The organism is Brevundimonas sp. (assembly GCF_036400995.1).
Lineage (GTDB): Bacteria > Pseudomonadota > Alphaproteobacteria > Caulobacterales > Caulobacteraceae > Brevundimonas.
Window position 1 is genome coordinate 22,797 of the sequence record NZ_DASWWG010000050.1, and the last position, 7,036, is coordinate 29,832.

Here is a 7,036-nt window from a genome sequence, read left to right on the forward strand (position 1 = left end):
CCTTCAGGCCAGCTTCCGCCGCAGCGTGAGGGCCGCCAGCAGGCCCGCCGCCGACATCACCGCCATCGCCCCGTAACCGGCCGCGCCGAACCGGTCGTAGAGCTCGCCCGACAGCGCCGTGGCGATGCCGATCAGCACGCCTGCCGAGAGCACCGAGCTGAGGGTCTGGGCCGCGGTCTGGCTGTCCCTCGGCGCCAGGCGTTCAACGATCTGCACCCCGGCGAGGAAGGTCGCGGCGAAGCTGAGGGCGTGCAGCCCCTGCAGCGGCCAGAGCAGCCACAGCGGCGGCGCGAAGGCCATGGCGGTCCAGCGAACGACCGCGCCCGCCGCCCCGACCACCAGCAGCAGCCACGGCCCGATCCCGGCCTTGCGCCGCCAGGGCTCGAACAGCCACATCAGGGCCACCTCGACCACGACGCCGAAGGCCCACAGCTGGCCGGTCACCGCCTCGCTGATGCCCTGCGCCTTCCACAGCAGGGCCGAGAAGCCGTACTGGAAGGCATGCGCCGCCTGCACCGCCCCGACGGCGAAGATGGCGGTCATGAAGACGGGGTCCTTGAGCAGCCGCCCCAGCCCCCGGAAGCGATCACGCTTGCGCAGCGGCGCGCCCTCGCCCACCGGTTCGGCCGGCAGGACCAGGGCGCCCGCCAGGGCGATGGCCAGCCCCATCACGGTGATCCAGACGACGATCACGTCCACCGGCGCACCCAGCAGCAGCGCGCCCATCCCGACGTTCACCGCGACGAAGGCCACCGAGCCGCATCCCCGAGGCAGGGCGAAGGTGAAGCCGTCCCGCGCCGCCAGCCTGAGCGTCAGCACATCGCTCAGCGGGATCAGGGCGGCGGCCGCCGTCGCGCCGATGAACCAGCACAACGCCCTGAGCGGGAAGAACTCCAGCAGGCCCGCCCCGCCGTAGCCGAGCGCCATCATCAGCCCCAGCAGGGCGATGGGCGCGCGCCGGGTGCGGAAGCCGTCCGCCCAGACGGCCAGCAACGGTCCGGTCGCCACCCGCCCCAGCATGGGCGCCGCCAGCAGCGCGCCGATTTCCGCTCCGCTCAACCCCTGCGAGCGAAACCACAGCCCTGCAAACGGCAGGCTCACGCCGCTGGCGCCGAAGAGCAACACATATTGCAGGCCCATGCGGGCGGCGGCGTTCATGGCGGGCGAAATAGCAGACGCAGCGGATTCTTTCGCCTAGCGTTCCGGGCATGGCAGTGAATCGCAATCTGGCGGCCTTCGCCGCGATCAACGGGGCGACGGCGGTAGCGCTGGGCGCCTTCGCCGCGCATGGCGCGGGCCCCCAGATCAAGACCCTGCTGACGACCGGCGCCCAGTACCAGCTGGCCCACGCCCTGCTGGCCGTGGCCTGCGCCCTGTGGCCCGGCTATCCGCGCCTTGTCCACATCGCGGGCTGGCTGGCCTCGGCCGGCGGCCTGATCTTCTCGCTGTCGCTGGCCCTGCTGGGCCTGCTCAGCCTCCCTGCCCTCGGCATGGTCACCCCTATCGGCGGCGTGCTTATGATCGTGGCTTGGCTTTTGCTTGTCCTTGCCGCATTGCGGACCACCAGCTCAGACGCCTGATCGGCGAGCAGAAAGACCGAATACAGTATGGCCTTCCCCATGCCCGACGCCCCGCGCCGCGAGCTCTATCCCGAAGTCGAGTCCTATGCCTCCGGCTATATGAAGACCGGCGGCCTCCATGAGGTCTGGTACGAGGAATCCGGCAACCCGCAGGGTCTGCCCGTCATCGTCCTGCACGGCGGCCCGGGTGGCGCCGTGAACCCCGGCATGCGCCGCTATTTCGATCCGGCGAAATACCGCATCGTGATGTTCGACCAGCGCGGCTGCGGCAACAGCCGTCCGAACGCCTCGCTGGAAGACAACACCACCTGGACCCTGATCGAGGACATCGAGCGCCTGCGCGAACTGCTGGGCATCGACAAATGGGCGGTGTTCGGCGGCAGCTGGGGTTCGACCCTGTCGCTGGCCTACGCCATCACCCACCCGGAACGCTGCACCGCCCTGCTGCTGCGCGGCATCTTCCTGCTGACCAAACCGGAGCTGCACTGGTTCTACCAGGACGGCGCCTCACACCTGTTCCCGGACGCCTGGGAGCGCTTCATCGCGCCGATCCCGGAGGCCGAACGCGGCGACCTGATGGGCGCCTACTACAAGCGGCTGATCGGCGACGACAAGGGCGAGCGCGAGCGTTGCGCCGTCGCCTGGTCCAGCTGGGAAGGCGAAACCGTCAGCGTCCAGGGCCCCGACGCCCGTCCGGACAAGTTCGCCGAACCCGAGTTCGCGGTCGCCTTCGCCCGCATCGAGAACTGGTACTTCACCAACGGCGGCTTCTTCCCCGAGGAAGGCTGGCTGCTGAAGAACGTCCACCGCATCCGCCACATCCCGTGCTGGATCGCCCAGGGCCGCTTCGACGTCGTCACCCCGATGACCAGCGCCTGGGCCCTGCACCGCGCCTGGCCGGAAGCGAAGCTGGACGTCATCGGCGATGCCGGCCACGCCTCGAGCGAACCCGGCATCATCGACAGCCTGGTCCGGGCGACGGACTGGGCCGCTTCGCTCTAGGGATTAGGGACTAGGGATTAGGCAGAAGAGATCGGGCGCCCGAAGCTGGGCTTCACCCAATCCCTAATCCCTAGTCCCTAATCCCTCCCCTCACTTCGGATTGGTCTTCTCCACCAGCTCCGACAGCTGGAAGCCGATCCGTTTCGCCTCGCGCTCCTCCGGCTTCTTGCGGGCGTCGAGGAGGACATTGATCTGGGCGTAATGCTGGATCAGCCGCACCGGCTTGCCCTCATTGTTCCGCCCAAGGAACATGATGAAGTCCGGTCCCCAGAAGCCGACATCCTCGATCTGCATCACGCCGTCGCCGGGCAGGCCGACGATCCGGGCGGCGATCTCCTCGTCCTTGTCGAGGCCCTTCTCGTAGTCCTCGATCAGCTTGGACAGCCGCACGAAGGCCCATTCTGCCGGATTCTGCCGCATCCGGACGCCGTCGGTCAGGGCCGCCGCCTGCTCGGGCGTGGCGCTGGCCAGCACCGGCTCGGGACAGGGCTTGTCCCCGCAATCGGAGAACATGGACGGCGGGGCGACGACCGGGGCGTCGGGGGCGGGCGTATCGGACATGGCGACAACCTAGGCCTCGCCTCGCCCGACCGCCAGCGTGACTAGATCAGGCCGTAGCCGCCCTTGGGCAGTTCGGCGTAGCGGTGCACCCGCGTCGAAAGCACCAGACCGAAGCCGATCATCACCGTCATCATCGACGACCCCCCGTACGACAGCAGCGGCATGGGCACGCCGACGACCGGCGCCAGACCCATGACCATCGCGCCGTTGATCAGCACGAACAGGGCGAAGAAGGCCGTCATGCCCGCGGCCGCGATGCGCCCGAAATGGCTGTGCGCCAGCGAGGCGATGCGCAGGGCGATCAGGATGATCCCGACGTAGCAGGCCAGGGTGAAGAAGGAGCCCAGGAAGCCGAACTCCTCGGACACGGTCGAGAAGATGAAGTCGGTGTGCCGCTCGGGCAGGAACTCCAGCTGGCTCTGGCTGCCGAGCCCGTAGCCCTTGCCCAGCAGGCCGCCGGACCCCAGGGCGATCTTGGACTGGATGATGTTGTAGCCCGTGCCCGAGGGGTCGGCCTCCGGGTTCAGGAAGGTCAGCACCCGGTTCCGCTGGTAGTCATGCATGACGAACATCACGAAGGGCGGGATGACGGCGACCGCCGCGGCGATGCCCGCCGCGATGATCCGCCAGCTCAGACCCGCGACGACCATGACCGCCGCGCCCGTCAGGCCCAGCACCATGGCCGAGCCGAGGTCCGGCTGTTTGGCGATGAGCAGGAAGGGCACGCCGATCATGCCTGCCGGGAAGATCAGCTTCCAGGACCAGCGGGCCTCCTGCGCCGTATGGCTGTGGTACCAACGGGCGAGAGCCAGCACGAGGCCGAGCTTCATGAACTCGGCGGGCTGGATGCGGGTGAAGCCGAGGTTCAGCCAGTTCTTGGCGCCCGCGCCGGCGGGCTCGTAGCCGAGCGGCGTGAACTCGATCATCAGCACAAGGATCAACAGCACCCCGTACAGCGGATAGGCCGTCCGGAACCACCATTTGGGGTGCACCAGCGCCAGCCCGACCATCGCGACCAGCAGGGCCGCGAAGCGGATCAGGTGCTTGATCGCCCAAGGCTGCCAGTGGCCGCCCGCGATCGAATACAGCATGGCCGTGCCGATGCCCGCGACGATGCACAGCAGGCCGATCAGCCGCCAGTCCAGCTCGGTGATCTTGCTGGACAGACGATCCCGTTCACCGGGACGGGTCAGGGCCGAAGACGTCATTGCGGGGCGTCCGGAACATAGGGGCGCGGACCGGTGTCGGCGGTCGGTGCGGGCGCCGGCGCGGCGGGCCGCGGCGCCAGGGCGTCGATCGCCTCCTGACCGGTCACCTCGCCGCCGGGCGCGACGCCGGCCTCGCCCTCGTCGACGCCTTCCGGCGTCTGGGCCTCAGGCGGCAGAGGCCGCTCGATCCGGGCGCGCATATCCGGGTCCTTGAGGAGGACCGTCTTCATGATCTCGCGCGCCTTGGGCGCCGCGTCGGCCGCACCGCCCGCCGGCGCGTGCTGGATGATCAGGGCGATGGCGTAACGGGGCGCGTCGTGGGGCGCGAAGGCGACGAACAGGGCGTGGTCGCGCCGGGTCCACACCGCGTCGCGCGGCCCGCGCGAACCGGTGCCGTAGTCGCGCGACTGCGCAGTGCCGGTCTTGCCGGCCATCTGGATGTCGCCGAGCCCCAGCTGCGAGGCGCGATAGGCCGTGCCCGTCACGTCGTTGGCCACGGCCTGCATGCCCGCCCGCACGATGTTCAGGTGCTCGGTCGAGATGGGCAGATCGCCGAAGTCATCGCCTTCCGGCCGATCCACGCCGCCGATGGACTTCACCAGACGCGGCATGATGGCCTTGCGCCCGTTGGCGATCCGCGAGGTCATGACCGCCAGCTGCAGCGCGTTCACCGCCAGCGCCCCCTGCCCGATCGACACCGACAGGGTCTCGCCCGGATACCAGGTGCCGTCGTCGTCCCATTTGGTGGCGGCGGCGTAGTCGCGCTTCCACTGGGTCGAGGGCACAGTCCCCTTCGACTGACCGGCGATGCCGATCTCATAGGTGTGTCCAAAGCCCAGCTTCTTGGCCACCTCGGCGATCTTGTCGACGCCCGCGCGGTTGCTGAGGTGATAGAAATAGGTGTCGCACGAGTTCTTGATGGCGTTGTGCATGTCCATCGAGCCGTGCCCGCCCCGGCGCCAGCACCGGAAGGTGCGGTTGCCGTAGCGATAGCCGCCGGTGCAGTTGACCCGCTCCTTCGGATCGATGCCCGCCTCGAGGAAGGCCAGAGCCGTGGTCATCTTGAAGGTCGAGCCCGGCGGGAAGGTGCCGTAGATCGCCTTGTCCAGCAGCGGCTTGCGCTCATAGTCGCGCAGGGCGTTGTAGACCCGGCTGGGCACCCCGCCGACGAACAGGTTCGGGTCGAACGACGGCGCCGAGACCATGCACAGGATGTCGCCGTTGCGGACATCCATCACCACGCAGCCGCCGGACTCCTCGCCATAGACTTCCAGGGCGCGGTTCTGGACGTCGGCGTCCAGCGTCAGCACCACGTCCTTGCCCGGCACCGCCGGACGCGAGCCGCCGATGTCCTCGGCGACCACCCGCCCCCGCGCATCGACCTCGACCCGGTTGCCCCCGGCCTCGCCGCGCAGATCGGTGTCGAAGGAGCGCTCCACGCCCTGACGGCCGATGCGGAAGCCCGGGTTGTAGAGGATCTGCGGAACCTCCTCGCCCCGCTCCTCGATCGCCTTGATGTCGCGGTCGTTCGGCTTGGCCACATAGCCGATCACATGGGCGAAGGCGCCGCCGAACGGATAGAAGCGCGCCTCGTTCATGTCGGCCATCACGCCGGGCAGTTCGTTGGCGTACAGGTTGACCCGGGCGAACTCCTCCCAAGTCAGGTCGCTCTTGACCGGCACCGGGCTGAAGCGCGGGGCGGCGTTGACCTCGCGGATGATGGAGCGGCGGCGATCCAGGGTGTCCGGCAGCAGACGGCCGAGCAGGTCCAGCGTCTGGTCCAGATCCTTGGTCTCGTCGCGCACGACCAGCACACGGAAGCTGGGCCGGTTGCCGGCGATGACCACGCCGTTGCGGTCCAGAATCCGGCCGCGCGGCGGCGGCACCAGTCGGAAGTTGAACTGGTTCTGGCTGGCCAGCGTCGAATATTCGTGGGCTTGGAAGACCTGCAGCTGGGCCAGACGCGCGGTCAGCGCCAGCCCTCCGAGCGTTGTCAGGCCGCCCAGCACGAAGGTGCGGCGCAGGAAGGAGCCCTGACGCTCGTTCGGGTCCGAGAAGATGATGGACGGTTCGGAGCTCACCGGAACCTCACATCGCCGTCGTCGAAGCGCTCGATCATCCGGTCGGCGAACGGGAACAGCAGCAGGGTCGGCGCCACCTGACCGATCAGGGCCAGCAGGCTGGGCGCCGTGCCCGCGATAATGCTCATGGCCAGATAGGCCAGCAGGAAGGCCAGGCCGCAGCAGCCCGCGTACCAGACGAACAGCACCGCCGTGTCCTGCCCAATCAGGAAGCTGCGCGCACCGAGGATGACGGCATAGATGACCAGCAGGGACAGCGACCACAGCCCCAGCGGCCCGCCGAGGATGAAGTTCAGGAACAGGCCCAGCGCCATCAGCACCACCGGCGCCACGATGGACGGACGGATCAGCGGCCAGGCGAAGGCCAGCACCATCGGGATGATGGGTTCAGGCAGGCTCAGGCCGAAGATCTTGACCGGGGTGGCCAGAACGAAGGTGATCGCAGCGCTGATGAGAGCCGGATAGACGATCCACTGCATCGGCCCGACGACGCGGACCGCGACGGGGCGTCTCATTCGTCGCCTCCGGGCGAAGCGGGCTGCGGCGTGGGCTGGGCCGGCGCGGGGGCCGCCGGACGGGCCGGAGGCGGCGCCGTCGGCGGACG

7 protein-coding genes are annotated in these 7,036 nt (G+C 69.0%); 2 read left to right on the top strand and 5 right to left on the bottom strand.

Features of this window, described 5'->3' with window-relative positions; all coding sequences use genetic code 11:
• Positions 1-3: 3 nt before the first annotated feature.
• Positions 4-1,158 carry an MFS transporter gene (locus VGE03_RS06770; protein ID WP_331045712.1) on the bottom strand — a complete coding sequence of 385 codons (1,155 nt, stop codon included), beginning with the start codon at positions 1,156-1,158 and terminating at the stop codon, positions 4-6.
• Between the two features lie 50 nt (positions 1,159-1,208).
• On the opposite strand from VGE03_RS06770, the gene VGE03_RS06775 reads away from it, so the two are divergent.
• A complete protein-coding gene (locus VGE03_RS06775) occupies positions 1,209-1,580 on the top strand; it encodes a DUF423 domain-containing protein (protein WP_331045713.1) in 372 nt (123 codons plus the stop codon).
• Between the two features lie 27 nt (positions 1,581-1,607).
• Positions 1,608-2,582, top strand: a complete 975-nt coding sequence (pip, locus tag VGE03_RS06780) for a prolyl aminopeptidase (protein ID WP_331045714.1) — start codon at positions 1,608-1,610, stop codon at positions 2,580-2,582.
• A 90-nt stretch (positions 2,583-2,672) separates the two neighbouring features.
• Here the strand turns inward: pip and VGE03_RS06785 are convergent, their stop codons facing one another.
• The 4 genes from VGE03_RS06785 to VGE03_RS06800 are packed head-to-tail and all read right to left on the bottom strand — an operon-like array spanning position 2,673 to position 6,947.
• Positions 2,673-3,143, bottom strand: a complete 471-nt coding sequence (locus VGE03_RS06785) for a DUF6173 family protein (protein WP_331045715.1) — start codon at positions 3,141-3,143, stop codon at positions 2,673-2,675.
• A 41-nt stretch (positions 3,144-3,184) separates the two neighbouring features.
• Positions 3,185-4,351 (bottom strand): rod shape-determining protein RodA, encoded by a 1,167-nt coding sequence (gene rodA, locus VGE03_RS06790; RefSeq protein WP_331045716.1) that lies wholly within the window; start codon positions 4,349-4,351, stop codon positions 3,185-3,187.
• Positions 4,348-6,432 (bottom strand): penicillin-binding protein 2, encoded by a 2,085-nt coding sequence (mrdA, locus tag VGE03_RS06795; protein ID WP_331045717.1) that lies wholly within the window; start codon positions 6,430-6,432, stop codon positions 4,348-4,350. The genes rodA and mrdA overlap by 4 nt, the downstream gene beginning before the upstream one ends.
• Positions 6,429-6,947 (bottom strand): hypothetical protein, encoded by a 519-nt coding sequence (locus tag VGE03_RS06800; protein ID WP_331045718.1) that lies wholly within the window; start codon positions 6,945-6,947, stop codon positions 6,429-6,431. Before VGE03_RS06800 ends, mrdA begins: the two co-directional genes overlap by 4 nt.
• Between the last annotated feature and the right edge of the window lie 89 nt (positions 6,948-7,036).

Excerpts from the sequence above, each read along its gene's own strand:
- VGE03_RS06770 (WP_331045712.1), bottom strand. The coding sequence starts at position 1,158 with ATGAACGCCGCCGCCCGCATGGGCCTGCAATATGTGTTGCTCTTCGGC.
- VGE03_RS06775 (WP_331045713.1), top strand. The coding sequence starts at position 1,209 with ATGGCAGTGAATCGCAATCTGGCGGCCTTCGCCGCGATCAACGGGGCG.
- pip (WP_331045714.1), top strand. The coding sequence starts at position 1,608 with ATGGCCTTCCCCATGCCCGACGCCCCGCGCCGCGAGCTCTATCCCGAA.
- VGE03_RS06785 (WP_331045715.1), bottom strand. The coding sequence starts at position 3,143 with ATGTCCGATACGCCCGCCCCCGACGCCCCGGTCGTCGCCCCGCCGTCC.
- rodA (WP_331045716.1), bottom strand. The coding sequence starts at position 4,351 with ATGACGTCTTCGGCCCTGACCCGTCCCGGTGAACGGGATCGTCTGTCC.
- VGE03_RS06800 (WP_331045718.1), bottom strand. The coding sequence starts at position 6,947 with ATGAGACGCCCCGTCGCGGTCCGCGTCGTCGGGCCGATGCAGTGGATC.